Genomic DNA, 520 nt, shown 5'->3' on the forward strand with positions numbered 1-520 from the left:
AGGTGAATGGAAGGTCAAAAAGCATGGTACTGATGGGAAGCGCAGAGTCTGGCGTAAGCTACATTTAGCCGTTGATACTAGCAGTCACGAAATAGTCGCAGCAGAGCTGAGTTTATCTAACGTTACCGATGGCGAAGTGCTTCCCAACCTACTTAAGCAGACACGTCGTAAAATCATTGAGGTATCAGGTGATGGTGCTTATGACACAAGACATTGCCATGATGCAATACGTATAAAGCGAGCGGTTCCGCTAATCCCGCCACGCGAAGGGGCTGCCTTCTGGGAGCAAGGACACCCTCGCAATTTAGCAGTTGGTTGTCAGAAGCTTTAGGGCTCCAACAATAAGTGGAAAAAGCGGTATGGCTATCACAAGCGGTCGCTATCAGAGACAGCAATGTATCGAGTGAAACAGTTGCTAGGTGGGAAATTAAGCCTGAGAAACTACAACGCTCAAGTTGGCGAGACTTACGCTATGATCAAAGCGCTGAATAAGCTTACAGGGTTAGGTATGCCTGAAACT

General features: G+C 47.5%; 1 pseudogene. It reads left to right on the plus strand.

The features are described 5' to 3' along the window. Positions 1-520: pseudogene (locus tag BCT81_RS25430) on the plus strand (IS5 family transposase); the annotation flags it as partial.

Origin of the sequence: Vibrio sp. 10N.261.52.A1, from assembly GCF_002876325.1 — a bacterium.
Classification (GTDB): domain Bacteria; phylum Pseudomonadota; class Gammaproteobacteria; order Enterobacterales; family Vibrionaceae; genus Vibrio; species Vibrio chagasii.